The organism is Roseovarius dicentrarchi, assembly GCF_003316635.1.
GTDB lineage: Bacteria > Pseudomonadota > Alphaproteobacteria > Rhodobacterales > Rhodobacteraceae > Roseovarius > Roseovarius dicentrarchi.
The window spans coordinates 15,852-39,775 of sequence record NZ_QNQP01000012.1 but is presented as its reverse complement, the minus strand read 5'-3'; the positions used below and the strand labels follow the sequence as shown (position 1 = coordinate 39,775).

The window sequence follows — 23,924 nt, the reverse complement described above, 5'->3', positions numbered from 1 at the left end:
CGTTCGGGGCGTCCAATATCCCGACCGGTTTGAAGCAAACAAGCGCGGACGGGTCTGACTTTTGCGTCGCTCGGCGCTGATCCAGCGCATGGAATCGCCCGTGCCAAAGAAGAACGGCACAAACCGGCTGCGCAAGATTATTGCGCGTTGACACTTGATCAGGTAACAGACTTACTGGTTTGTGATGCAAGAACAAACGACAGAAGGGAATTCAACATGGCAAGAATAGCACTCGTTACAGGTGGAACGCGCGGTATCGGCGCGGCAATCGCCAAACAGCTGAAGGCGGATGGATGCAATGTCGCCGCAACTTACGCCGGTAATGATGAGGCCGCCAAGGCGTTTACCGACGAAACCGGAATTCAGACCTACAAATGGAACGTTGCCGACTACGAGGAAAGCGCGGCGGGTATCGCCCAGGTCGAAAAGGATCTTGGCCCCATCGATATCGTCGTTGCCAATGCGGGGATCACACGCGATGCACCGTTTCACAAGATGACGCCGGAGCAGTGGCATCAGGTCATCGACACCAACCTGACCGGCGTGTTCAATACAGTTCACCCGGTCTGGCCGGGAATGCGCGAGCGTAAATTTGGCCGCGTGATCGTTATCAGCTCCATCAATGGTCAGAAGGGACAGTTTGCGCAGGTGAACTATGCCGCGACCAAGGCGGGCGATCTGGGCATCGTCAAGAGCCTGGCACAAGAGGGCGCGCGCGCGGGCATCACTGCTAACGCTGTCTGCCCCGGCTATATCGCAACCGAGATGGTGATGGCCGTTCCTGAAAAGGTCCGCGAGTCGATCATCGGGCAAATCCCCGCTGGCCGCCTGGGTGAGCCGGAAGAGATTGCGCGCTGCGTGTCGTTTTTGGCGGCTGACGGATCGGGCTTTATCAACGGCTCCACGATTTCGGCCAACGGCGCCCAGTTTTTCGTCTGAAAAGGGCAGGTTCTGCAAAAAGGCCGACGCGATCCGCGTCGGCCTTGTGTTTGTCATTGAAATGATCCGAAGTCAGTTGCCGGAAAGACGCTCAATTTCTTCCTTGAGGCGCAGTTTTTGTTTCTTCAATTCGGATACGTCAAGGTTGCTGACACCCGGCGCGCGCTGCGCGTGATCTACTTTGGTCGACAGGTCCTGATGTTTTCTCTTCAGTTCCTCGATGTGCGAAGCCAAGCTCATGAAAGCACTCCTCTGCTGTATGTACGAAATATCGTGATTTGAGTGCAGCATATATTTCTGTGTCTGTCACGCCGCAGGCGCAGCATGTCGGCGGAATAATGCGGATAAATGTCGCGGCATTTGACCGCACAGCGCAAGCGGTGGTCGCGCCGACCCTAGTGCGCCGGATTACCGCAGCCGCCCGCGCGTGTCAGGGGCCGTCATAAACCTCGATCCCGTTGTCCCGCAGGGCGCGGACGGCATCGGTGAAATCATCGGCGCGCACCATCAGGCGGCGTGGGAAAATACCTATGCCGCCTTCCAGAACGCTCATATTTACGTCCATTTCAAAGCAGTCTATACCCTCGCCCTGAAGCAGGGCCTGGGCGAACGCGATGGTTGCCATATCGGTGGTTCGCAATATCTGTTTCATACCATTTGACTTAAGCGCGCGCCGCGATCTTGTCGAGGCGCGCCAGACACGGACGGGATGAATGTGGACCAGATGCTGAGTAAACCGCATGATAGGCTGGCTGCCCGGTTCGAGGCCAAGATGGCGGCGGTCGATCAGCTGATCCGGTCACGAATGGAATCGCGTCACGCGCCACGCATCCCGCAGGTGACGACGCATCTGGTTGGGGCAGGGGGCAAACGCCTGCGCCCGCTGCTGACGTTGGCGGCAGCGGATATTTGCGGCTACAGCGGTGATAACGACGAAAAACTGGCCGCAACTGTTGAGTTTATCCATACGGCAACCTTGCTGCATGATGATGTCGTCGATGAAAGCAGTCAACGGCGCGGGCGTGCGACGGCCAATCTGTTGTGGGATAACAAATCCAGCATTCTGGTTGGGGATTATTTGTTTGCCCGGTCGTTTCAGCTGATGGTTGAAACCGGCAGTCTGCGGGTGCTGGATATTCTGGCCAATGCCTCTGCGACGATTGCCGAGGGCGAGGTCTTGCAACTGACCGCAGCCCGCGATCTGGCGACGACCGAAGACATCTATTTGCAAGTTGTGCGCGGCAAGACAGCTGCCCTGTTTTCAGCGGCAACGGAGGTGGGCGGCGTGATCGCCGGGGTGCCTGATGCGCAATGCCGCGCGCTCTACGCATATGGTGATGCGCTGGGAATCGCGTTTCAGATTGCGGATGATTTGCTTGATTTTCAGGGCGACAGCGCGGCGACGGGCAAGAATATCGGCGATGACTTCCGCGAGCGCAAACTGACTCTGCCGATCATCAAGGCCGTCGCCAAAGCCGACGAGGCAGAGCGTAATTTCTGGCGCCGCACGATAGAGAAGGGCGATCAGCGGGATGGTGATCTGGACCACGCGATTGACCTGATGCGCGGGCATGGCGCGTTGCAGGCAGCGCGGGAGGATGCGCTGACATGGGCAGCGACGGCTAACCAAAGCCTCGATCTGCTGCCGGCGCATCCGGTACGTGACATGCTTGCCGATCTGGCCGATTACGTGGTGTCGCGCATCGCCTGAGCGCGCCCCGGTGCAGGGCGCGCAAGTCTCATTATTGTTTCGTCAGGTCGCATTCAGGCGCGTGGCCACAACCCACCAGCCGGGATGGCTTTCTTGCAGGCGGCCCGCTGCGCTGGCGGCGGTTTCCGCGTCGGCATAGATGCCGAAGCAGGTGCCGCCGGACCCTGACATGCGGGCCAACATGCAGCCCGGCGTGACCTCAAGCGTCGAAAAAACCTGCTCGATCACCGGCTCGCAGGCGATCGCGGCATCCTGCAAATCGTTACGCTGCGCCTTTAGCCATTCGATGAAGGTCGCCGCGTCAACGCCGCTGGGAATCGGGTCTGGCATGGGCGCGTTGTCACGTTTGGCAAGGCGGCGGAAAACCTCGGTTGTCATCACCGGGATATTCGGGTTGACCAGAACGGCGTGCAATTCGGGCAGATCGGGCAGCGGGGTCACAATCTGGCCCACGCCGCTCATCCGGGCGGCGCCGGCGGGGGCCGCGCAGCAGACCGGCGCATCGGCGCCAAGAGCGAGAATATCATCGGGGATCGGCTTGCCCGTCAGCTCGGACAGGGCACGCAGCGTTGCCGCCGCATCGCTGGATCCGCCGCCGATACCGGCCGCGACAGGCAGCGTTTTCTCAAGCGTGATGTGGGCGTCAGTGCCCATCATACGTGCAGCACGCAGAACGAGGTTATCATCGCCCTTTGGCGTTTTTTCCGCCATGGGGCCGGTCATGTCCAACGCGGGGGTATCCGCCCGGCTCACCGTGACACGGTCCCCGATATCGGCAAACATCACCAGCGAATCCAGTTCGTGATAACCGTCGTCGCGCCTGCCGGTGACGTGCAGGGTCATGTTGATTTTGGCCGGGGCAAAGACTTCGGCTGTGTCGGTGTCATTTACCATATGTTCATCCTTCATCATCGCTCACTTTCAGGGGCTTTGCGCCCTCTTCCTCAAGAACCGCGTCCAGCCCGACCTCCAGCTTGCGGCGGATACGGTCAGGGTCGACGTCGGGGTTCGGTTTGTCCATGTCCACAAGCGACAGCGCGCGCCGCCACTGAAACCGGGCTTCGGTCTGGCGGCCAACGGCCCACATCGCATCGCCAAGATGATCGTTCACAACCGGATCGACCGCGTAGAGTTCCGCTGCCCGCTCCAGATTGACGACCGCCTCGGCATAGCGGCCAAGGCGGAACTGCGCCCAGCCCAAACTGTCGACGATGGCGCCGCTGTTGGGTTCGGCCTGCACGGCGCGTTCGATCATGTCCAGCGCTTCGTCCAGCTTGCTCCGCTGTTCGACCAGCGAATACCCCAGATAGTTCAGCACCATCGGCTCGTCTGGGTTCAACTCCAGCGCGCGGCGAAAATCAGCCTCGGCTTCGGGCCATTTACCCAGTCGCTCATAGCTGATCGCGCGGGAATAGACAACGAACCAGGGCTCATCACCCTTCTCTTTGTAACGGGTGATGGCCGCATCATAAGCCTCGACCGCCTCCTGGAACTGGTCATTCTGGCGGTAGAGATCCCCGGCAGAGGCATGCACCAGCGCGATGGCCGGATGGCTTTGCCGCAGGCTGGCCACGATGGCGATGGAGCCGGGCAAATCACCCGAGCTGCGCAGCGCCTCGGCACGGCTCAGCTCGGACGTGTAGTAGGAGGGCGACGATTTTGGCACCCGCTTGAATGCCTCGCTGGCCAGCTCGTACCGGCCAAGCTGCGCCAGCAATTCGCCGGTCATGATCATCGCATCGACGTCATTGGGGTCCAGATATTCCGCTAGCCGGGTGTAAAGCAGCACGTAATCGGGGCTGGTATCCTGCAACAGCGCCATACCCAGCGACAGAAACACCTCACTGATGCCCTGACGCGGCGTTTCTATCCGGCCAAGGTTCAGCCGCTCGCCCTCTGTCAGGCGGGCGCGCAGATCTGCCACTTGCGGATCGGCGTCGGTGCCGAACGTATCATCCAGAACCTTGATCGCATCGTCGTTGCGCTCAAGCTGGCTCAGCACTTCGGCCCAGGCAATCACGCTGCGGCGGGTGGTTTGCATGGGGCCGTCGGTTTCGCCCGCATAGATTTTGTCCGCGCTCTCGAAATCCCCGACCGAGGCGAGGGCCAGCGCCTTGTGATAGACGGCAAGGCTGCGCAGCCCCGGCTCGGCCGCGATGGCATCGAATTTCTTCAGTGCCGCGCCCATGTCGCCGGTGCCCAGCGTGGCCCATGCGGCGATCAGCCCGTCGGCCAGTGGGCCAACAGCCTGCTCGGCCTCGATCATCTCAAGGACGGTTGCGAAATCGCCCGTAGCGGCGGCGTCGCCCAGCAGCACCATCTGCGCCAGCTGGCTGCGTATCTCGGCCTCTTGCATGCGCTGGGCGATCGGCAGGGCCTTCTCCACCTCGCCGGTCGCCAGCAGCGCGCCAACGGCACTGTCCAGCAACACCAGATTGTCGGGATCGGCCTTCAGGGCAATCAGCGCATATCTTGCGGCGGCGGCGTAATCACTGTCGAATCGCGCGGCGCGGGTGGCAAGGTACGGGCCGGCGGCATCATCCGCGCTGGCGGCAATCGGGGCGGTAAGCGTGGGGGCCACAAGTGCCAGAATGGTCAGAAATCGGATTGTCACACCTGCTGCCCCTGTTTTGAATAAATACATTCGGTGCAACGTAATGCGCAGCAGGTCCGAGGGCAATGACGCCCGGCATATCGCCGCCGGGCGCCCAATGAATTTTGCGTGTTCCGGCGCGGCCTACATATTGGGGTAGTTCGGCCCGTCACCACCCTGCGGTGTGGTCCAGTTGATGTTTTGCGCCGGATCCTTGATGTCGCAGGTCTTGCAATGCACGCAGTTCTGAAAGTTGATCTGAAAACGCGGCGGCTTGCCATCCTCTTCGATGAACTCATAGACGCCGGCGGGGCAATAGCGCGCGGAAGGGCCGGCATATTTCGGCAGGTTGAAATCGACAGGAATGTCGGGATTCTTCAATTTCAGGTGCGCCGGCTGGGACTCTTCATGGTTTGTCATTGAGAAACTGACATTCGTCAGGCGGTCAAAGCTGAGCTTGCCGTCGGGTTTGGGATACTCGATCGGCTTGTGCTTCTCGGCCAGCTCGGTCGCTTCGGCGTCGTTCTTACCGTGCTTGAGCGTGCCCATCAGGGAAAAGCCGAACGTGTTGGTCCACATGTCCAAACCGCCCAGCGCCAGCGATGTACCCAGCCCGTATTTAGACCAGAGCGGTTTGACGTTGCGGACCTTTTTCAGATCCTTGCCAATGTCGCCCTGCCGTACTTCGGCCTCGTAATCGGACAGCTCGTCGCCCTGCCGTCCGGCCTTGATCGCGGCATGCGCAGCCTCGGCCGCGGCCATGCCCGAAAGCATCGCGTTATGGTTGCCCTTGATGCGCGGCACGTTGACCATCCCGACCGAACAGCCCAGCAGGGCAACGCCGGGCGCAACCATTTTGGGCATCGACTGATAGCCGCCTTCGCTGATCGCGCGGGCGCCATAGGCCACGCGTTTGCCGCCTTTCAGCAATTCGGCCACCATCGGGTGATGCTTGAACCGCTGGAATTCCATGTAAGGATAGAGGTAAGGGTTCTTGTAGTTCAGGTGAACGACGAAGCCGACATAGACCTGATTGTTGTCAAGGTGATAGATGAACGATCCGCCGCCTGCATTCTTGCCCAGCGGCCAGCCCATGGTGTGGGTAACGCTGCCCATCCGGTGCTTTTCGGGGTCAATCTCCCAGATTTCCTTCATGCCGAGGCCGTATTTCTGCGGCTCGTGCCCGGCGGACAGATCGAATTTCTGCATGACCTGTTTGGACAGCGACCCGCGCACGCCCTCGCCTAGAAAGACATATTTGCCGTGCAACTCCATCCCCGGCTCGTATCCCGGTCCTTCGCTGCCGTCGGCGTTGCGGCCAAATTCACCTGCCACCACGCCTTTGACGCTGCCATCCTCGCCATACACGATTTCCGAGCAGGCCATGCCGGGGAACACCTCGACGCCCAGCGCCTCGGCCTGTTCGGCCATCCAGCGACAGACATTGCCCATGGAAACGATGTAGTTGCCGTGATTGCTCATCAATCCGGGCATGGGGAAGTTTGGCACGCGCACCTTGCCGCCTTCGCCCAGCAGGTAGAAACTGTCATCCTTGACCGGCACGTTCAGCGGCGCGCCCTTTTCCTTCCAATCGGGCATCAGGCGGTTCAGCCCGACAGGGTCCAGCACGGCGCCCGACAGGATATGCGCCCCGACCTCGCTGCCCTTTTCCAGCACGACAACCTCCATATCGGGGTCCAGCTGTTTCAGGCGGATCGCCGCGCTCAGACCCGCAGGGCCGGCGCCGACGATCACCACATCATATTCCATGGTCTCGCGTGTTGTGCCTGACATCGGATCATCCTTTCAAAGGCCGCGCAGAGCGGACAATATAGTTGCGCACAGTCCTAACGCGGCGCGGTGTATCGCGTCAATTCAAACACGTTCGGACCGCATGCGCAATTTGTCACCCGTCCTGCGCGCTGGCCCGCCCGGCTGATTGCACGCGCAAAGCCAATGCTCTATTGCAAAGCCGCGCGCACTGGGGTCATCCTTGGTTCGGCTGAAATCAATACGGGCGGCAGGCGGCGCCGCGAAAACAACCGAGGGCACAGACATGGAAAAATTTCCAATGACACGCGCAGGCAACGACGCGCTGGGCGCCGAACTGAAACAACTGAAATCGGTTGAGCGCCCGGCCATCATCCGCGCCATCGCCGACGCGCGCGAACACGGCGATCTGTCCGAGAATGCCGAATACCATTCCGCCCGCGAAAAGCAGAGCTTCATAGAGGGTCGGATCAAGGAACTGGAAGGCGCGCTGAGCCTTGCCGAAGTGATCGACCCCAAGAAACTGTCCGGCACGATCAAATTCGGCGCGACCGTGACGCTGGTGGATGAGGATACGGACGAGGAAAAGACCTGGCAGATCGTCGGCGAGCATGAGGCGAACATCGAAAAAGGTTTGCTGAACATCAAGTCGCCCATCGCCCGCGCCCTGATCGGCAAGGACGAGGGCGACAGCGTCGAAGTGCGCACGCCGGGCGGCGACCGGGCCTATGAGGTATTGAAGATCGCGTATGTCTGATCGGTCCGTTTTCAGCACAGGCGTATGACAATGACGCCCAAACCGAAAGGGTTTCAAACCGGCAGCGCGCAAGCGCCCGAACGTCTGTCGGCGGTTGAGTTGGCCGCATTGATCCTGTCGGGGGTCTGGCTGCTGGGGGCAACATTGTTTTTCGTCGTGCAGGGCGCAGGTGTGGGCAACGGCGCGCTGAGTTTTGTGCTGACCGCGCTGGTGATCTTTTTGCCCGTGGCAATGATGTGGGTCGCGGCCATCGCCGCCCGCACGGCCCGGATCATGCGCGAGGAAAGCGCCCGGCTCCATGCCGCGATAGAGGGGATCCGCCAAACCTATATCGCGCAGTCGAAGGCGCAAAACGGCCAGGGCGGCGCGGATATGTCCATCGCGCGCAAGCTGGACGAAATCGCCGCAGCGCAGCGCAAGACGGAAACCGCACTTGCGACATTTTCCTCGACACGGCCCGCGTCGCCGCCGCCGCCGCCGCCTTCGCGTAGCCCCGCCGCCCGCCCGCAAGCGAACGAAGAGAAGCAGGTCGCGTTGCCGCTCGGGACGCCGGCGGAAGATATGCAGCCCCCGCTTGCGCGCAGCGATTTTATCCGCGCGCTGAACTTCCCCGAAACGGCGGAGGACAAGGCCGGCTTTGCCTCACTGCGGCGCGCGCTGAAGGACCGCCCGACGGCTCAGCTGATTCAGGCAGCGCAGGATGTTCTGACGCTGCTCAGCCAGGACGGCATCTACATGGACGATCTGCGCCCGGACATGGCGCGACCAGAAATCTGGCGCAGTTTTGCGGGCGGCGCGCGGGGACGCGCCATTGCCGCGCTTGGCGGCATTCGCGATCGCTCATCGCTCGCACTTGCGGCGGCGCGCATGAAAAACGACCCTATTTTCCGCGACGCCGCGCACCATTTCCTGCGCCGCTTTGATCAGATGTTCAGCACCTTCGCCGAGGCGGCGGACGATAACGACATCTCGGATCTGTCGAACACCCGCACCGCGCGCGCATTCATGTTGCTGGGGCGCGTGGCTGGAACCTTTGACTGACGAAAAGCGGCCGAGTTGTCGGTTTCCAGTGGATAATGCATATTTTCGCGAAGATGAAAGCGCTGGGATTGTGCTTTTCTTGGTGCAAATACCCATAACCCGCCGGTTCCTCCGCGCGCAGCGATGCCTGTGATGCGCAGCTACATCCGCGGGCCGCGCCGTTCGATCCAGCGAAAGCCCAGCGTGATGACACCCGCGATCAGCATGTAGCCCAATGCCAGCAGCAGAAGCGGCTCGTAGATGATGAATGTGTCCTGCCGCACGCGGGCGGCGACGGCGTATAGCTCGACGATGGTGATGGTTGCAACCAGCGGCGTGGCCTTGAGTTGCAGGATCGTCTCGCCGCCCAGCGTGGGCAGGGCCTGACGGATCGCCTGCGGCAGCCAGATGCGGCGGAACATGGTGAATCGCGGCATGCCAAAGGCGCGCGCCGCCTCGATCTGGCCCTTTTGCACAGATGCGAACGCGCCGCGCATGACCTCGCCCTCATATCCGGCATAGCTGAGGGTCAGCGACAGGATCGCGTAGGGCCAGGCCTGGCGCAGATAGGGCCAAAGCTCGGATTCGCGAATCCACGGGAATTGCGGGAAAAGCGAGCCAAGGCCGAAGTAGAGCAGCCAGATTTGCAGCAGGAGCGGCGTGCCGCGGATCACGGTGCAAAAGGCGCGGGCAGGGGCGGCCAAGTACCACGGCCCGATCGCCTGCGCGAGGCCAAGCGGCACGGCGAGGGCAAAGCCGAGTACCAGCGATACGACCAGCAACCAGATTGTCACCCACAACCCGCTGAGCGCCAGCGGCGCGTAGGCGGGGATCCAGGACCAGTCGAGCGTGGCGGCGCACCAGATTACGAAGGCCGCGAAGAGGCCCAGCATGATCAGGCGACGGGGAATCATCATTGCGCGGATCATGGCGTACCCCGATGCGATGGTTGGCCGCGCCGCGCCCATTTTTCGATCCGGCCAAAGACGACGCCCGACAGGAGCGTGACCATCAGATAGAGGAATCCGGCGGCAAGGAAGAAGGTGAAATAGGCCCGCGTCGATTGCGCCGCCTGCCGTGTTTCCAGCGTCAATTCGGAGAACCCGACGACGGCCAGCAAGGCGGTGTCCTTGGTTGCGATCAGCCACAGGTTGGCAAGGCCGGGAATGGCAAAGGCGGTCATTGCCGGGATCGTCACGCGCCGCGCCAGCAGGCCGCGCGGCATGCCAAAGGCGCGCGCCGCCTCGATCTGGCCGGGGGGGACCGCCTTGATCGCGCCGCGCAGGATTTCGGTGGAATAGGCGCCCTGCACGATGCCCAGCACCCAGATGCCGGCAGCAATGCCGCTGATTTCGACGGGGCCGCGCCCCATGGCACCGGCGATATTGTTGATGATGTCGGTGCCGACATAATAGAGGATCAGGATCAGCACCAGTTCCGGCACGGCGCGCACCACGGTGGTGTACACCTCCAGCAGGTCGCGCACCCATGGGCTGCCATAGAGTTTGCCCATCGCGCCAAAGAACCCGATGATCAGGCCAAAACCGAAGGCCCCCAGCGCGATCTGGATCGATGCGACCAGGCCGCGCAGCAGGTTCGCCCCCCAGCCGGGGGGCGAAAGTGACAGAAGTTCAAGCGCTTGCTCCAACGGATGCGCTTACTTGCTGTAGATCGTGGTGGCGAAGTATTTCTGCGTGATCTCGTCATGGGTGCCGTTTTCGAGGATCGCCGCAATGCCTGCGTTCAGCTGCTCGCGCAGGGCGTCGTCGCCCTTGCGCACGCCCGCGCCGATGCCTTGGCCCAGGATCGCCACATCATCGGCGACAGCGCCGACAATCTCGCAGCAGGCGCCGATGTCGCTGGCAACGAAATCGGCCATGGCGATGCTGTCGGCCTGAACCGCGTCAACGCGGCCTGAATAGAGATCCTGATTGGCCTCGTCCTGTGTCTGATAGATGCGGATTTCGGCGGCGACATCCTCGAAATGCTTTTGTGCATAGGTCTGGTGCGTGGTCGAGGCCTGCACGCCGATGATCTTGCCGGACAGCCCTTCGGGGGTGGGTTCGATCCCTGACCCATTGGACGTCACGATGACGGCGGGGGTTTTGTAATAGTGATCGGTAAAGTCGATTTTCTTCGCGCGTTCTTCGGTGATGGACATTGAGGCCATGATCACGTCGATCTGCTCGCCCATCAGGGAAGGGATGATGCCGTCCCATCCGGTGGGTGTGATTTCGCAGGTCATGTCCTGGGCTTCGCAGATCGCCTTGGCGATTTCGACTTCCCAGCCGGACCAGTTGCCGGCGCTGTCGGGCGCGGCAAAGGGTGGGTATGGCTCGGCGGCGATGCCGATCTTGACGGTTTCGGCAGCGGCGGCGCCGGCGGCGAGGGCCAGCGCGGCGGTCGCGGCGGTCAGCATCGTTCTGAGTTTCATTGGTAATTCTCCCTGTTTGGTTTTTTGATTATCTGGTCTTTCGCCGGGGCCGCGCGGGTTACGCCACGGTTCTGAGAAACTGTTGCAGCCGTTCGGATTGCGGATTGCCGAACACCTCTTCGGGCGGGCCTTCCTCTTCGATGCGGCCTTCGGACAGGTAAATGACGTGGGTGGCGACCTCGCGCGCGAATTTCATCTCATGCGTGACCAGGATCATGGTGCGCCCTTCGGCGGCCAGATCGCTGATCACGGTCAGCACCTCGCCCACCAGTTCGGGGTCCAGCGCGCTGGTTGGCTCGTCAAACAGCATCACCGCAGGGTCCACGGCCAGCGCGCGCGCGATGGCGGCGCGCTGCTGCTGGCCGCCCGAGAGGTACGCGGGATAGCTGTCTGCCTTGTGATCCAGACCCACACGTTTCAGCAATTCCATCGCGCGGGCGGTCGCGTCCCGCTTGGGAATGCCCAGCACGTGCACCGGCACCTCGATCACGTTTTCCAAAAGCGTGCGGTGCGTCCACAGGTTGAAGGACTGAAACACCATGCCCAGTTTGGTGCGGATACGCTCGATCTGCTTGGGCTTGGCAGGGCTTCCGTCGGGCTTCATCGCGATTTGCTCGCCGCCGACGATGATGCGCCCGGAACTGGGCGTTTCCAGAAAGTTGATGCAGCGCAGCATGGTGGATTTGCCTGAACCGGATCCGCCGATAATGGCCACCACATCGCCGCGCGCGGCGGTCAGGGACACCCCCTTGAGCACTTCCAGATCGCCAAAGGATTTGTGCAGATCCTCGACGCGGATCGCCTCCTCTGCTGCGGTATCGGTGGCGTCCGCGTGTGCCGCGGTCTGTGCCAGATTCATGCAAAGCCTCCCATTCTTGACTTGCAGTAATTCCGATTTTGGCTAATTATGCAAATGTATAATTACTTCTCCACCCCAAAAATATGAAGGCAGGCCCGCCAATGTCGCCAGAGCGCAAGCCATTTCGCCGTATCGGCCCGGATTTGCGCCGCGAGGCGATGATCGCGGCAATGCTGGCGGTTATCGCCGAAGACGGGATTGCGGCGGCCACCACGCGCGCCGTGGCCGCGCGGGCCGGGGTGACGCCGGGGCTGATCGGGCATTACTTTGACAGCAAGGATGCGCTGATCGGCGCGGCCTATGCGCATTACATGAGCGATCTGACCCGCGCCACCTGCGGGCAGGAGGATGGCGGCAGCGCATCGGCGCGGCTGGCAAGCTTTGTCGCGCGGGGGCTGCGCCCGCCGGTGGCCAGCACCCGCGCGGTGACGCAATGGGCGGGATTCCTGACACTGGTACAGCAGGGCGGCCATATGCAGGATACCCACGCGGCGACCTATGCGGAATTTCGCGATCACTTGCAGGGCCTTATCGCCACCGCGCTGGCCGAGGCCGGGCGCCCTGCCACGCCCGATGCGCTGCGCCGCCATGCCATTGCCTGCAACGCGCTGATTGACGGTCTGTGGCTGGAAGGCGGGCTGCTGCCCGAGGCGTTCGGCGCGGACGAGCTGGCGCAGATCGGGCTGGCCTCGATCAGCGCGATGCTGGGGCTGGAATTGACGTCTGAGATGATACATGACGCTGAGGAACGAAAGGAAGATATGCCATGAAATTTGCCAGCATTACCCAGCGGCTTTCGGGCCTTGGCGGCGCCAAATGGGGCGTCCATTTCCGTGCCCGCACGCTAAAGGCCGCAGGGCGCGACATCATCGAACTGACCATCGGCGAGCCGGACGTTCCACCGCGCCCCGAACTACTGGATGATGCGGCGGATGCCATGCGCGCCGGGCGCATGGGCTACTCCAACGGCATGGGCGAGCCGGGCCTGCGCGAGGCGCTGGCGCAGCGCTACAGCGCCTCGACCGGCCGCGAGATTACCCCCGATCAGGTCATGTGCCTGCCCGGCACGCAAACGTCGCTGTTCACGACGCTGATCGGACTGGTCGAAGACGGCGACGAGGTGCTGGTCGGCGATCCGATGTATGCCACCTACGAGGGCTGCATCCGCGCCAGCGGCGCCGCGATGGTGCCGGTGCCGCTGGACCCTGAAAATGGCTTTCGCATCCGCGCCGCCGATATCGCCGCGCGCATTACCCCCCGCAGCCGGGCGATTTTGCTGAATACGCCGCATAACCCCACCGGCGCGGTGCTGACGCAGGACGACATCCGCGAGATCGGCGCGCTGGCGCGCAAGCACGATCTGTGGATCATCTCGGACGAGGTCTACGAGGAGCTGATCTTTGACGGCGTGCCCTTTGCCTCCCCCTTGGCCGAGCCGGATCTGGCCGATCGCGCGGTGGTGGTGTCCTCCATCTCCAAAAGCCACGCGGCACCGGGATTTCGCAGCGGCTGGGCGATTGGCAGCACTGAATTTACGTCAAACCTGCTGTCGCTGTCGGAAACCATGCTGTTCGGCAGCCAGCCCTTTCTGGCCGATGCCACCGCTGCGGCCGTGTCGGCCCCCTCGCCGGTGGCGCCGGGAATGCGGCAGCGTTTTGCCGCACGCGCGGCCACTCTGGCCCAGCGGCTGGAGGCGGAAAGCGCGCTGACCGTGTCCCGCCCGCAGGCGGGCATGTTTGCGCTGATCGACATATCCAGCACCGGGATGGACGCCGAAACCTACGCGTTCGACCTGCTGGAGCAGGCGGGCGTCGCGGTGATGCCCGGCACATCCTTTGGCGCCACTTTGGGCACATGGGTGCGCGTGGCGCTGACCGCGCCCGACGCCGCGCTGGAAACCGCCTGCGAGCGCATCATCGCCCACGCCGCTGCCCGGCAGGGCGCGCTGGCCGCCACCTCCTGAGGAGCCGATTCATGACCAATCCCGCCACCCATTTCAGCCATGCCATCAGCCGCCGCCCCGGCGCCAGCGTTACCGGCGGCCTGCGCGCCGAGGACCGCGGCGCGCCCGATCCGGCCCGCATGCAGGCGGCGCATGATACCTATGTCGCAACCCTGCGCAGCACCGGCGCCGAGGTCATCGTGCTCGACCCGCTGGAGGAGTACCCCGACGCGCTGTTTGTCGAGGATACGGCGCTGTGCCTGCCGGGCGGCGCGGTGATGATGCGCCCCGGCGCGCCCAGCCGCATGGGCGAGGTGGCGCAGATGCGCCCCACGCTGGCGGCGCTGTTCGAGGATCTGCGCGATATCCAGGGCCCCGGCCATATCGAGGGCGGCGATATCCTGTTCACCGGGCGCGAGGTGCTGGTGGGCCGTTCGGCCCGCACCGACGCCGAAGGCGTGGCCGAGCTGCGCACGATATTGAACGAATGGGGCCATCCCCTGCGCGAGCTGCAAACGCCCGAGGGCGTCCTGCACTTCAAAACCGATTGCTCGCTGCTGGACCCCGAAACGATCCTGTCGACGCGCCTGCTCGATTCCAGTGACTGCTTTGACGGCTACCGCGTGCTGCACCTGCCCGAGGGCGAGGAGGCGGCGGCAAATGCCATTCGGTTCAACGATGTTGTGCTGTTGCCCGATGGGTTCCCCAAAACAGCCGAGATGCTGACGCGCGAGGGGTACGATCTGCGCCCCATCGACAACACCGATTGCGCGCTGCTGGACGGCGGCATGTCCTGCCTGTCGCTGCGTTTCAACGCCTGAAATACCCCGGCCGGGCCGAGCGCCCGGCCCGGTTGCCGCACAAGACCTATTTCAATTCGACCTCGACAAAGGACATCACCGTGTCGCCCGCGTTGATGACGTTATGCTCGGTTCCCTCCACGCGCTTGTACACGCTTCCGGCCGGCACGTGGTTTTGCTGAATCTCGCCGCCGGGCAATTCCAGCCGCATGTTGCATTCCGTCAGGGTGGTGATGACGTAATCCATCCCGTGCGTATGCCAGCCTGTCTGCTGGCCCGGTTCAAAATCGAAGCGGGTCACGCGCGTGCGATCATCATCCAGAAGTTGTTTAGCGGTGCAAGTCATTGTCATGTTCGGGGCCTCCGGCGGGAGTAAGCAGGGAAAGATGAAAGCCCATACCGCCACACAGGCGCCGAACTGTCCAGATCATTGGTGCCCGCATGGCAGCCGGGGCCTGGGAGCCATCCATATCACATCCGTGCCGGGTTTTTTCTTGGGTCAAATACCCATATCGCATCACTGGCCACGCACGCGCCCAAGGGTATGGCGTACCGGATCTTGAACTTGCGCCGTTCGTGACCTCACCGCCGGGAATTGCCAAAAGTTCAGAAAGGTCACCCTTGTCCCGACCGGTTTGTTCAGCGCGCATATATGTTTCGGTCGCGCGTTCAAAGCAATACGAGCGGTCGAAGCTGTCAGCCACTCTGGTCGCCCGGCCTCAAAACGTCGCGGTTGCCCGCAAGCAACCGCAGCTGCGCGGGGGCAAATGGCCCCTTTTGCCCGGCGCCGCCTTGGCAGCCTGATTCTGCGCTTGCATGACGCACTCCTTTCGGGCTCGGAAGTTCGGCTGATGGAGGCGGCCGGTGCAGTGTGCCATGTGATCCTGCCGCTAACCGCAGAATGTCCGATTCGTGGCGGAGGTCCAAAGACGCGGCGCGTTTCGGTTCGGAATCGGTCCGCGTCTGGAGCGGGCCACACGCCGTTATTGCCCCCCTTGCCGCGCTGTTTGCTGATCTGCGGCTGACGGGGCGGCGATGCGGTCGATAAATGCCGCGACCGTACATACCCGCGCCAAAGCCGTGAAAATAAGCGTAAACCGCCATGTTCCCGCCCGCGCCGGGCAAAAGTGTGTGCCTAAAACGTCACATGACGGGCAACAACGTCCGGGGGCGGGCGGGGTTCGTTGACCGAACGGGCAAAAACCCGCATTAGATGCTTCAAGTCGCGTCCATCTGGGGAGGCGGCGGATCATGACACATATTCATACCTGCTACTCTGAGGAGGGACACACCTTGAAAAAGCATCTGCTTAGCACCAGCGCCATCGCCCTGGGCGTCGCCATGGCGGCACCTGCCGCGGCACAAGAATGGGACGTTTCGTTCGGCGGTTTCATGAGCCAGCACGTTGGCTACGCCGACGTAGGTGGCTCGATGTTCCGTAACACACCCGCCGGCATCGCCAACAACCAAGATCGCGACGGTGTCTTCATGCACTCGTCGACAGAAATCATCTTCACCCCGTCGGTCACGCTGGACAACGGCCTGACATTCGGTGTGAACGTGCAGCTCGAAGGTGAAAACCAGGGCGGCCAGACCTACATCGACGAAACCTACATGACCATCAGCTCGGACACACTGGGCCGTATCGTTGTCGGTTCCGAGAACTCGGCCGGTTACACGCTGATGACCAGCGCGCCCGTCGTGACCTCGATGGCCATCAACTCGCCGTCGATCTCGTCGTTCATCCCGTTCAGCGGCACCGGTGTTGGTGCTGTTAACAACGGTTATCCCGGCGGTTTCCGTCAGGCCGGCCTGTCGTCCTTCACCGAAGTTGCGGGTAACAACGACGTTCAGCGTCTGAGCTACTACACGCCTTCGTTCAACGGTCTGACAGTTGGTATCTCCTACGCGCCCAACGCGACGATCAACGCCGTGAACGGTGGTAACTTCAACCGTAACTCAACTCTGTCGGATGTTTTCGACATCGGTGTGAACTACAGCCAGACATTCGGGACAACAAGCGTCACGCTGGCTGCACGCTACGGCACGGCTAATGCTTCGGCTCTGGCTGCCGGTGTGTCCGATCCGGAAACATGGGGTATTGGCGCGCAAATCGGTTTCGGCGCATTCACCATCGGCGGATCGTATTCGGAGAACGATAACGGCTCCGTTGGCGGTCGCGGCGCGGTTGGTGGCATCGCAGCTGGCACCGACTATGGCAACGACAGCACAGGCTGGAACCTGGGTATGACATATGACATCGCTGGCCCTTGGGCTGTCGAATTCGTCACATACCAAGGCGAGACAAAAGCTACCGGTGGTGGTACAGCTGACTACGAAGCCTACCGCATTGGCGCAAGCCGCGACTTGGGCCCGGGCGTTGACTGGGATATCTATGTCGCTCAGGTTGACGCAGATAACGGCCAGGTTGGCGCAGCACGTCGCACAATCGACGGCACAGTCATCGGCACAGGCATCAACCTGTCCTTCTAAGACCGGTTCATGTGAAAATAAGCGGGAGGGGTGGCAACGCCCCTCCCGTTTCTTTATGTCAAAGGCTGATACGCAACTTGGCAGCAGGCGCGACAGATGAGCAAACCCCGGACCAAACCGCCCGCCCCGCCCAAACGGGCCGCACCTAAGGCCAGCATCGTCTGGCTTGCGTCCTATCCCAAATCGGGCAACACTTGGGCGCGGATATTTCTGGCGAACTACCTTGCCAACAGTGCCGAGCCGGTGCCGATCAACAACGTCCACCGCTTCGCCATGGGCGACTCGATCCTCAAGACGTATCGCATGGTCGCCGGTAACGCGTCTGTTGATCTGAATGACGTTCCCACCACCCTGCGTTTGCGCGACGCGGTGCTGCGCGGGATTATCGGCAACGGGGCCGACGTCAATCTGGTCAAGACGCACAACATACGCGGCGCCGCGATGGGGACCGAGCTGATCCCCGCGCAATACACCCGCTCATCGGTCTATATCCTGCGCAATCCGCTGGATATGGTGCTGTCCTATGCGCGCCATTACGGCATCAGCCCCGCCGACGCGGTCGAGGCGATCGGCCGCAGTGACAACGCCAATGCCACCGACGGCACCGCCGTCGCGCAATTCCTTGGCACCTGGTCCGAGCATGTGGAAAGCTGGACGCGCGATGCGCCCTATCCGGGCCTTGTCCTGCGGTACGAGGATATGCTGGAGCGGCCCGAGGAGTCGTTTGGCGCGCTGGTGCAGCATCTGGGCCTGCCGCTGGACCCGGAGCGCCTGAAGCGCTCCATTCACCACGCCAGCTTTGACGAGGTGAAAGGGCAGGAGGCCAAGGGCGGCTTTACCGAAAATCCGGGCAAAAGCGCCACGTTTTTCACGTCCGGCAAGGCCGGCGCATGGAAAGAGGCGCTGACCGATAATCTGATCACCAAGGTCAAAACCGATCACCGCAAGACTATGAAGCGGTTCGGGTATCTGTGAGATGAGCAACCTGAAACGCATCATCTGGATCGCCTCCTATCCGAAGTCCGGCAATACATGGATGCGCAGCCTGCTGGCGCATTACTTCATGCCGCCGGGGCAGGCGCCCGACATCAACAATCTGCGCAATTTCACCACCGCCGACGTGCGGCAGGATTTTTATGACGCGGCCAATGGCAGCCCCTACAAGGGCACCGATATGGCCGACTGGATGCGTGTGCGCCCGCAGGCGCTGCGCCTGATCGCGCAATCGCGGCCCAACCATCATTTCGTCAAGACGCATTGCCAGACGATCGTGATTGGCGGGCAGGATGTGATTCCGCCCGAAGTGACCGCAGGTGCGATTTATCTGGTGCGCAATCCCTTCGATCTGGCGCCCAGCTTTGCCCGCCATCAGTCGGCGGATATCGACACCGCCATCGACCGGATGCTGAACCCCGACACCGTGATGGGGACGGCAAACGGGATTTTTGACGTGATGGGGCGCTGGGATGATCATATCTGGTCCTGGACCAACGCGCCGGGCCTGAAGCGCCGCGTCATTCGCTACGAGGATCTGCTGAGCAAACCCGGCAAGGAGGTGCGCGGCCTTCTGGAGGTGTTTCTGGGCCAGAAGGTGGACGCGGCCAAGCTGGCCCGCGCGGTCAAGGCCACCACCTTTGCAAACATGCAAAAGCAAGAGCGCGAGCTGGGCTTTAACGAGCGCCCCGAGGGCATGACCAGCTTTTTCGCCAAGGGGCAGGCGGGCGTCTGGAAAACGGACCTGACGCCCGCGCAGGTGGGCCGTATTCGGGCGGAATTTCTGCCAACGCTTGAGAAATACTACCCCGAAATGCTACGCGAGACCGAGGCATTCGCCGCCGGCAGCTGAGGCGCAACGCGGGTGGATATGGCGCGCCGCGCCACTATGTTGATGACAGGACAGTCCAGGATGGCTCAGATGAAAACAGTTTTGACACCTCTCGCAGCTGCGGCGCTGTTGGCCGGACTGGTGGCATGTTCGCCCAATGTGCCTGCGGGTCAGGCCGTCCTTGGCCCGGCGCCCACGCTGGCGGGCGGCACTTTTACCTCGCCCGGCGGGCTGACGGTGGCGGTGGATGCGCGCAACATCGGCGGGCGTACCGGGATATGCGGCGTCTGGGCCGAAAGTGACCGTCAGTCGGTCATGACGCGCAATTCCGGCCCCAAAGTTCTGGACAGTGGCGGCGTGTCCCTCAACGGCGAGGCGGTGGCGCAGGGTCTTGGATTCTTGCGCAAGGTGGCGCCTGCGACCTCTTACGCGGGGCTGGAGGCGAATTGCATCACCACGGACCGGCCATGGCGGGCGGGCGACGATGCACGCGCGCTGAGCATTCATCTGCCGCGCCAGATCGTTCGGAACGAGCTGGACGGTGACCTGGACGGCGGCGGCATTATCATCTGGTTCCGCCCCGGCGGACCAAGCGCGCACCCGTCGGACCCCAAGCCATGGGATAATCCCAGCGCATCGCGCGCGGCCGATGGATGAGGATTGCGGAACAAACCACGCGCGCTCTTGGGCCAGAATGTGGTCATCTATGCCCGGATAGGGGCCAAAATCGAAGGAAAGAGCCATGATTGATATTACAAATGTTGGCGGCCTGATCGTTCTGATCTGCGATGTCTGGGCTATTGTCTCGATCTTCGGATCGCGGGCGTCGGGCGGCAAAAAGGTGCTGTGGATCGTTCTGGTTCTGCTGCTGCCGATCCTTGGCTTCATCCTGTGGCTGATCTTTGGCCCGCGTGCCGACCGGGGGCGCGGCTGATGTCGCAAGGCAGGCGGAGCGGCGTCCGCTTGCCCACCGGTCTGTGGCCTGCACTCAAAGGTGTGTGGGTGCTGATCGGCGAAAAGAACCTGAACCTGATCGCTGCCGGCATTGGCTTTTATGGAATTGTTGCCACGTTCCCGTCTATTGCCGCGCTGATTGCGCTTTGGGGGTTTGTGGCCGATCCGGCGCTGATTATCGGGCAGGTGTCGGAATTTACTCGGCTTTTGCCGGATGAGGTGGCCGAACTTTTGACCGCCCGGATTCTTGAGCTGGTCAAGGCCGACGCGATTACGCTGGGCTGGGCCGGGCTGGTGTCGATCGCTGTTGCACTGTGGTCGTCGCGGGCCGGGCTGGGCGCGCTGATTGTCGGCCTGAATGCGGTCTATGGCGAGCGCAATCGCGGTGGATTTCGACACATATTGCTCGCCTTTGGGTTGACGGCCATCATGATATGCCTTGCGCTGGCCTGTTTCGCCGCGTTGGTTATCGCGCCGATTATGCTCAGCTTCCTTCCACTGGGATTTCTGGCAACGCTGCTCGCCGAGTCGCTGCGATGGACGTTCGCCATTGGAACAGTGTTGCTGGCGCTGGGTTTTCTGTATCGCTACGCGCCCAACAGGCGCGGCATTGCGCGTGCAGGCTGGATCACACCCGGCGCGATTGCGGCCACCGTTTTGTGGGCGCTGGCAACGTGGGCCTTCACCCTTTATCTGCAAAATTTCGGGAATTATAACAAGATTTACGGCTCGCTCGGTGCGGTTGTCGTGTTGCTGCTGTGGTTTTATCTGACGGCGTTCGTGTGCCTGCTTGGCGCCGCTTTGAATGCCGAGCTTGAGTTGCAACAGCGCCAGGATACCACCCGCGGCCCCGCCAAACCCATGGGCCAGCGGGGCGCGTTTGTTGCGGATAATATGACACGTGACCCGCCCTTCGCCGATTAGCGCAAGGCGCGGTCACTCACTTGATCGCCGGGCCGCGTCCGCGCGCCGCATAGGCGGCGTTCAGGCCGATGATGAACGCTTCGGCCAGGGGCGGAAGGGCGCCGGGCTGCGGCGGTGTCGCCGGATCGTTCAGGGGGGTGCGCGGCGCGGGTTCCGCATCCTGTTTACCAGATGATGAGGCAACGCCCAACGCGATCAAGCCAATCCCCAGATAGACCCCTGCGATGATCAACGACGCCGCAATGGACGAATACACGTCTTCAAGCGTGATCCATGCCGCCGAGGTCAGAAAACCGACCCCGATGGCAATGAAAATGCCGCCAACGACAATAATCAGCGCACGCCTTACAGCGCGCGCCGAGCGATCCTTTATCGCGGATACAAGGCCCATCTGAGAGATCAGCGACGCGATGTGGACAAGATGCCGACGACAAAGCCAAGCGCAGCGGCCATTCCAAGTGACAGCGCCGGCTTTTCCTGCACGAAATCGTGCGCTTGCGCGTTCAGCGCGTTCGCCTGCGCCTGTGCCGCCGATACCGCATCTGCGCCGCGTTCGCGCGCTTGATCAAACTTCCTCTGGGCCGCATCGGTCATGCTGTCGCGCTGCGCCTTGGCCATCTGCCCAAGCGTTTCTGTGATGGCCCCGATATCCTGGCGCAGAGTTGCGATCTGTGCGTTCAAATCGTCGCTGTCGGGGGTGGTAACTTTGTTCTGTGCCATGTTCGGGCTCCTGAATCGTTGAGTTCAATCAATCCGCTTAACGCGCAAGGTCGCCAAAGGTTCCAGCTGACATTTAGGTGTACGCCGGAACTGGGCCGCGACGATAGACGTTTCGATAGCAGACAATCCACGAACTCTACCACGTACCAATACTGAAATAACATTGAGGGAGATCAAGATGCTGTACTGGGCCATCGTTTTTTTCATTGTCGCGCTTGTCGCTGCTGTTTTTGGCTTTGGCGGAATCGCGTCGGCGTCTGCCGGTATCGCGCAGATCCTGTTTTTCATCTTCGTCGTCTTGTTCATAGTCGCCCTTGTCGCGCGGGCAATCCAGGGGCGGGGCCGCTGAGCAAAGCACAGCTTCTCATCACAGGTGAGCCGACACACCCAAAGAAAAAGCCGCCGATCAATATGTCGGCGGCTTCTTAAATCTGGATTTAGGCACAGGCAGCTTACGCTGTCTTGAGTGTTTCGGTTGAGGAAAAGAACATTGCCTGACTGACGGCCGAGCGTACCTGATCCTCGGTATATGGCTTGGCGATGACAAAGGCGGGTTCGGGCTTGTCCCCGGTCAGCAGGCGCTCGGGGAAGGCGGTGATGAAAATGACCGGCATTTCGCCAATCTGATCCAGTAGCGCCTTGACCGCGTCAATTCCGCTGGAGTTATCGGCCAGCTGAATGTCGGCCAGAATAAGGTCTGGCGTCTTCTGAAGCCCAAGCTCGATCGCGGCGTCACGCGTGCGGCCAATGCCGGTGACGTTGTGGCCCATCGACGTGACGATGCTGTGCAGGTCCATCGCGATGATCGCCTCATCCTCGATCACCAGAACATCACCTGCCATGCTGTTTTCGATGTCTTTTCTGGCGGCTGCAATCAGGTCCTCGGCGTCAGTGGCGCTGATATCCATGATCGCGCCTATCTCTTGCGGGGTGAATTCCTCGATCGAATTCAAGAGCAAGGCCTGCCGCGTGTCCGGTGTCAGCAGGCGCATGTGATCCTGCGCCGCGGTTTCCAGGTTGCGGCCGATCTGTGCACCCTCATCGCCGGTATCGGGGGCGCCGGCGCTCTGCCAGACCAGTCGGAAGGCACGGAACAGCGCGACACGCGGTGAAGGGTCATGGGCGTAGGCATCGCGGTCCATCAAGATCGCTTCCAGCGTGGCGGTCGCAAATGCGTCACCACTGGACTGGCTGCCGGTGAGGGCGCGGGCATATCTGCGCAGATAGGGCAGATGGTGCGCAATCTGCTGAGAGAAATCCGGCTGTGTGTCAGAAGTACCCATTGTTGCTCCGTATTCGTTCGATATATTTCGGGTTATGTCGGGAACTAACCACTGGTGGCTGCGTTTGGTTCCGACGACGGCAAAGAAAAGACATCTTCACGGTGGATTTTAAGGCGACTAAGTATGGATTGGCAGACGTGATGACCACAGGCAAGAGTGATGGGGGCGCAAACAGCGGTAAAACGCCGCAAGTGCAGCCAAAGCGCGACCAGATTGATGAAAACCTCAGGCGTGTCTATGACGACATGCTGGATGACAGCGTGCCGGACAGGTTCGAGGATCTGCTCCGCCAGTTGCGTGAGCAGGACAGCCGAAAATGATACAGAAAAAACTTGATGACAGCGGCCCCCCGCTGGACCCCCGTGATGAAATCATCACGCATCTCAAGCCCATGCGTGCGTTCGCCCTGTCGCTGACCCGCGATATGGCACGCGCGGATGATCTGGTGCAGGACACAGTTGTCAAAGCGTGGACGAATATAGATAAATTCACCGTCGGCACCAACATGCGTGCGTGGTTGTTCACGATCCTGCGCAACACATTTTACTCCGAACGTCGCAAGGCAAAGCGCGAGGTTGCCGATGTGGATGGCGCAATGACCGAACGGATGTCGGTCAAGCCGGCCCATGACGGGCATCTGGCGCTGACAGATTTCCGCCGTGCGTTCGAGCAGCTGCCAGCCGAACAGCGGGAGGCGCTCATTCTGGTTGGCGCCCAAGGCTTTGCCTATGAGGAAGCGGCCAAAATGTGCGATTGCGCTGTCGGCACCGTCAAGAGCCGTGCCAACCGGGGCCGCAAACGTCTGGCCGAGCTGTTGCACATGCACGAGGACGAGGCGATGGAGCTGACAGATCAGGCCACAATCGCAGTTATCAGTCGGAACTCGGGCGCAATGTGACC

At 61.7% G+C, this 23,924-nt stretch carries 29 protein-coding genes; 16 read left to right on the top strand and 13 right to left on the bottom strand.

Going from position 1 to position 23,924, the window contains the following annotated elements:
- The first annotated feature begins 216 nt into the window (after nucleotides 1-216).
- Nucleotides 217-939, top strand: a complete 723-nt coding sequence (gene phbB / locus DQ230_RS10175; RefSeq protein ID WP_113912489.1) for an acetoacetyl-CoA reductase — start codon at nucleotides 217-219, stop codon at nucleotides 937-939.
- Between the two features lie 72 nt (nucleotides 940-1,011).
- Here phbB and DQ230_RS10170 read toward each other — a convergent pair whose 3' ends face one another.
- Together DQ230_RS10170 and DQ230_RS10165 are read right to left on the bottom strand one after the other, a co-directional pair.
- Complete coding sequence (locus DQ230_RS10170; protein WP_113912488.1) at nucleotides 1,012-1,179, bottom strand: YdcH family protein; 168 nt, start codon at nucleotides 1,177-1,179, stop codon at nucleotides 1,012-1,014.
- Nucleotides 1,180-1,369: 190 nt separating this feature from the next.
- Nucleotides 1,370-1,591 (bottom strand): putative signal transducing protein, encoded by a 222-nt coding sequence (locus tag DQ230_RS10165; protein ID WP_113912487.1) that lies wholly within the window; start codon nucleotides 1,589-1,591, stop codon nucleotides 1,370-1,372.
- Nucleotides 1,592-1,663: 72 nt separating this feature from the next.
- On the opposite strand from DQ230_RS10165, the gene DQ230_RS10160 reads away from it, so the two are divergent.
- The gene (locus DQ230_RS10160) at nucleotides 1,664-2,650 is read left to right on the top strand and encodes a polyprenyl synthetase family protein (protein ID WP_420820887.1); all 987 of its coding nucleotides are present in this window, start codon (nucleotides 1,664-1,666) and stop codon (nucleotides 2,648-2,650) included.
- Nucleotides 2,651-2,692: 42 nt separating this feature from the next.
- Here the strand turns inward: DQ230_RS10160 and DQ230_RS10155 are convergent, their stop codons facing one another.
- The 3 genes from DQ230_RS10155 to DQ230_RS10145 form a co-directional block, all read right to left on the bottom strand.
- Nucleotides 2,693-3,544, bottom strand: a complete 852-nt coding sequence (locus DQ230_RS10155) for a 4-(cytidine 5'-diphospho)-2-C-methyl-D-erythritol kinase (protein WP_113912485.1) — start codon at nucleotides 3,542-3,544, stop codon at nucleotides 2,693-2,695.
- A gap of 4 nt (nucleotides 3,545-3,548) precedes the next feature.
- Nucleotides 3,549-5,264 (bottom strand): tetratricopeptide repeat protein, encoded by a 1,716-nt coding sequence (locus DQ230_RS10150; protein ID WP_238987489.1) that lies wholly within the window; start codon nucleotides 5,262-5,264, stop codon nucleotides 3,549-3,551.
- Nucleotides 5,265-5,387: 123 nt separating this feature from the next.
- Complete coding sequence (locus DQ230_RS10145) at nucleotides 5,388-7,037, bottom strand: electron transfer flavoprotein-ubiquinone oxidoreductase (protein ID WP_113912483.1); 1,650 nt, start codon at nucleotides 7,035-7,037, stop codon at nucleotides 5,388-5,390.
- A 262-nt stretch (nucleotides 7,038-7,299) separates the two neighbouring features.
- Here DQ230_RS10145 and greA point away from each other — a divergent pair, with 262 nt between their 5' ends.
- Both greA and DQ230_RS10135 read left to right on the top strand, forming a co-directional pair.
- Nucleotides 7,300-7,770, top strand: coding sequence for a transcription elongation factor GreA (greA, locus tag DQ230_RS10140; RefSeq protein WP_113912555.1), 471 nt, complete (start codon nucleotides 7,300-7,302; stop codon nucleotides 7,768-7,770).
- A 24-nt stretch (nucleotides 7,771-7,794) separates the two neighbouring features.
- Nucleotides 7,795-8,811 (top strand): hypothetical protein, encoded by a 1,017-nt coding sequence (locus DQ230_RS10135; RefSeq protein WP_113912482.1) that lies wholly within the window; start codon nucleotides 7,795-7,797, stop codon nucleotides 8,809-8,811.
- 140 nt (nucleotides 8,812-8,951) lie between these two features.
- On the opposite strand, the gene DQ230_RS10130 is transcribed toward DQ230_RS10135, so the two are convergent.
- From DQ230_RS10130 to DQ230_RS10115, 4 genes are read right to left on the bottom strand one after another with little or no spacing between them, the layout of a single operon-like run.
- Nucleotides 8,952-9,707, bottom strand: a complete 756-nt coding sequence (locus DQ230_RS10130; RefSeq protein ID WP_420820886.1) for an ABC transporter permease — start codon at nucleotides 9,705-9,707, stop codon at nucleotides 8,952-8,954.
- Between the two features lie 8 nt (nucleotides 9,708-9,715).
- Nucleotides 9,716-10,438 (bottom strand): ABC transporter permease, encoded by a 723-nt coding sequence (locus DQ230_RS10125; RefSeq protein ID WP_113912480.1) that lies wholly within the window; start codon nucleotides 10,436-10,438, stop codon nucleotides 9,716-9,718.
- Between the two features lie 9 nt (nucleotides 10,439-10,447).
- A complete protein-coding gene (locus DQ230_RS10120) occupies nucleotides 10,448-11,224 on the bottom strand; it encodes a transporter substrate-binding domain-containing protein (RefSeq protein WP_113912479.1) in 777 nt (258 codons plus the stop codon).
- Nucleotides 11,225-11,282: 58 nt separating this feature from the next.
- Entirely contained in the window at nucleotides 11,283-12,083 is an 801-nt protein-coding gene (locus tag DQ230_RS10115) for an ABC transporter ATP-binding protein (RefSeq protein WP_113912478.1), read from the bottom strand.
- Between the two features lie 101 nt (nucleotides 12,084-12,184).
- Between DQ230_RS10115 and DQ230_RS10110 the strand changes: the two genes are divergently transcribed.
- The 3 genes from DQ230_RS10110 to DQ230_RS10100 are packed head-to-tail and all read left to right on the top strand — an operon-like array spanning nucleotide 12,185 to nucleotide 14,846.
- Nucleotides 12,185-12,853, top strand: coding sequence for a TetR family transcriptional regulator C-terminal domain-containing protein (locus DQ230_RS10110; RefSeq protein WP_113912477.1), 669 nt, complete (start codon nucleotides 12,185-12,187; stop codon nucleotides 12,851-12,853).
- Complete coding sequence (locus DQ230_RS10105; RefSeq protein WP_113912476.1) at nucleotides 12,850-14,046, top strand: pyridoxal phosphate-dependent aminotransferase; 1,197 nt, start codon at nucleotides 12,850-12,852, stop codon at nucleotides 14,044-14,046. The genes DQ230_RS10110 and DQ230_RS10105 overlap by 4 nt, the downstream gene beginning before the upstream one ends.
- Before the next feature lie 11 nt (nucleotides 14,047-14,057).
- The gene (locus DQ230_RS10100; protein ID WP_113912475.1) at nucleotides 14,058-14,846 is read left to right on the top strand and encodes a dimethylarginine dimethylaminohydrolase family protein; all 789 of its coding nucleotides are present in this window, start codon (nucleotides 14,058-14,060) and stop codon (nucleotides 14,844-14,846) included.
- A 46-nt stretch (nucleotides 14,847-14,892) separates the two neighbouring features.
- Here DQ230_RS10100 and DQ230_RS10095 read toward each other — a convergent pair whose 3' ends face one another.
- On the bottom strand, nucleotides 14,893-15,126 hold the full coding sequence (locus DQ230_RS10095) for a cupin domain-containing protein (RefSeq protein WP_338050511.1): 234 nt from the start codon (nucleotides 15,124-15,126) through the stop codon (nucleotides 14,893-14,895).
- Between the two features lie 950 nt (nucleotides 15,127-16,076).
- On the opposite strand from DQ230_RS10095, the gene DQ230_RS10090 reads away from it, so the two are divergent.
- The 6 genes from DQ230_RS10090 (at nucleotide 16,077) to DQ230_RS10065 (ending at nucleotide 21,021) form a co-directional block, all read left to right on the top strand.
- The gene (locus tag DQ230_RS10090; RefSeq protein ID WP_113912473.1) at nucleotides 16,077-17,318 is read left to right on the top strand and encodes a porin; all 1,242 of its coding nucleotides are present in this window, start codon (nucleotides 16,077-16,079) and stop codon (nucleotides 17,316-17,318) included.
- A gap of 96 nt (nucleotides 17,319-17,414) precedes the next feature.
- Entirely contained in the window at nucleotides 17,415-18,293 is an 879-nt protein-coding gene (locus DQ230_RS10085) for a sulfotransferase domain-containing protein (protein WP_113912472.1), read from the top strand.
- A 1-nt stretch (nucleotide 18,294) separates the two neighbouring features.
- Nucleotides 18,295-19,164, top strand: a complete 870-nt coding sequence (locus DQ230_RS10080) for a sulfotransferase domain-containing protein (RefSeq protein ID WP_113912471.1) — start codon at nucleotides 18,295-18,297, stop codon at nucleotides 19,162-19,164.
- Between the two features lie 69 nt (nucleotides 19,165-19,233).
- Nucleotides 19,234-19,800: a hypothetical protein gene (locus tag DQ230_RS10075; RefSeq protein WP_162497417.1), complete on the top strand. Its 567-nt coding sequence runs from the start codon at nucleotides 19,234-19,236 to the stop codon at nucleotides 19,798-19,800.
- An 85-nt stretch (nucleotides 19,801-19,885) separates the two neighbouring features.
- Nucleotides 19,886-20,077, top strand: coding sequence for a PLDc N-terminal domain-containing protein (locus DQ230_RS10070; protein WP_113912469.1), 192 nt, complete (start codon nucleotides 19,886-19,888; stop codon nucleotides 20,075-20,077).
- A 68-nt stretch (nucleotides 20,078-20,145) separates the two neighbouring features.
- The gene (locus DQ230_RS10065) at nucleotides 20,146-21,021 is read left to right on the top strand and encodes a YihY/virulence factor BrkB family protein (protein WP_238987488.1); all 876 of its coding nucleotides are present in this window, start codon (nucleotides 20,146-20,148) and stop codon (nucleotides 21,019-21,021) included.
- Between the two features lie 16 nt (nucleotides 21,022-21,037).
- Here DQ230_RS10065 and DQ230_RS10060 read toward each other — a convergent pair whose 3' ends face one another.
- Both DQ230_RS10060 and DQ230_RS10055 read right to left on the bottom strand, forming a co-directional pair.
- Nucleotides 21,038-21,412 (bottom strand): phage holin family protein, encoded by a 375-nt coding sequence (locus tag DQ230_RS10060; RefSeq protein ID WP_113912467.1) that lies wholly within the window; start codon nucleotides 21,410-21,412, stop codon nucleotides 21,038-21,040.
- A gap of 8 nt (nucleotides 21,413-21,420) precedes the next feature.
- The gene (locus tag DQ230_RS10055) at nucleotides 21,421-21,741 is read right to left on the bottom strand and encodes an ElaB/YgaM/YqjD family protein (protein ID WP_113912466.1); all 321 of its coding nucleotides are present in this window, start codon (nucleotides 21,739-21,741) and stop codon (nucleotides 21,421-21,423) included.
- A 178-nt stretch (nucleotides 21,742-21,919) separates the two neighbouring features.
- Between DQ230_RS10055 and DQ230_RS10050 the strand changes: the two genes are divergently transcribed.
- Nucleotides 21,920-22,090, top strand: coding sequence for a DUF1328 domain-containing protein (locus tag DQ230_RS10050; RefSeq protein ID WP_113912465.1), 171 nt, complete (start codon nucleotides 21,920-21,922; stop codon nucleotides 22,088-22,090).
- Nucleotides 22,091-22,193: 103 nt separating this feature from the next.
- Here DQ230_RS10050 and DQ230_RS10045 read toward each other — a convergent pair whose 3' ends face one another.
- Entirely contained in the window at nucleotides 22,194-23,024 is an 831-nt protein-coding gene (locus DQ230_RS10045; protein WP_113912464.1) for a response regulator, read from the bottom strand.
- 140 nt (nucleotides 23,025-23,164) lie between these two features.
- On the opposite strand from DQ230_RS10045, the gene DQ230_RS10040 reads away from it, so the two are divergent.
- Nucleotides 23,165-23,344 carry a NepR family anti-sigma factor gene (locus DQ230_RS10040; RefSeq protein ID WP_162497416.1) on the top strand — a complete coding sequence of 60 codons (180 nt, stop codon included), beginning with the start codon at nucleotides 23,165-23,167 and terminating at the stop codon, nucleotides 23,342-23,344.
- Nucleotides 23,341-23,922, top strand: a complete 582-nt coding sequence (locus tag DQ230_RS10035; RefSeq protein WP_113912463.1) for an RNA polymerase sigma factor — start codon at nucleotides 23,341-23,343, stop codon at nucleotides 23,920-23,922. The genes DQ230_RS10040 and DQ230_RS10035 overlap by 4 nt, the downstream gene beginning before the upstream one ends.
- The last annotated feature ends 2 nt before the right edge of the window (nucleotides 23,923-23,924 follow it).